Annotated in this window: 2 pseudogenes; both read left to right on the top strand. The window is 67.0% G+C overall.

Going from position 1 to position 525, the window contains the following annotated elements:
• Nucleotides 1-271 (top strand): annotated as a pseudogene (locus DY467_RS25435) (2-oxo-hept-4-ene-1,7-dioate hydratase); the annotation flags it as partial.
• 20 nt (nucleotides 272-291) lie between these two features.
• Nucleotides 292-525 (top strand): annotated as a pseudogene (locus tag DY467_RS25430) (5-carboxymethyl-2-hydroxymuconate Delta-isomerase); the annotation flags it as partial.

Below are 525 nucleotides of genomic sequence, written 5' to 3'. Positions count from 1 at the left end.
CCGCCCGCTCGACACGGATCTCCGCTGGCTCGGCGCGCTCGCGACCAAGAACGGCCAGCTCGAAGAGACCGGCCTCGCCGCCAGCGTGCTCAACCATCCGGCGACCGCGGTCGCGTGGCTGGCCAACAAGATCGCGCCGCAGGGGCTGGCGCTGGAGCCCGGCCAGATCGTGCTGGCCGGCTCGTTCATCCGCGCGATCGAAACCACGAAGGGTGATACGATCCAGGCCGACTTCGGGCCCTACGGCACCGTGAGTTGTTACTTCGGGTGACGCGCCGAAGCGAGGGACACATGCCGCATTTCACCATCGAATATTCCGCCAATCTCGACGACAAGGTGGACATGGCCGAGATCGTCGAACTGGTTCGCACGACCGCGATCGAGACCGGAATCTTTCCGGTCGGCGGCATCCGCGTCCGCGTGATTCGTTGCGAGACTTACGCGATCGCCGACGGCCGGCCGGGCTTCAGTTTTCTCGCGATGCTGCTGCGCCTCGGCGAGGGCCGCGACCTCGCCGCCCGCAAG

This window comes from Rhodopseudomonas sp. BR0G17 (genome assembly GCF_010907025.1).
Lineage (GTDB): Bacteria > Pseudomonadota > Alphaproteobacteria > Rhizobiales > Xanthobacteraceae > Rhodopseudomonas > Rhodopseudomonas palustris_H.
This window is presented reverse-complemented; position numbering and strand designations above follow the sequence as displayed.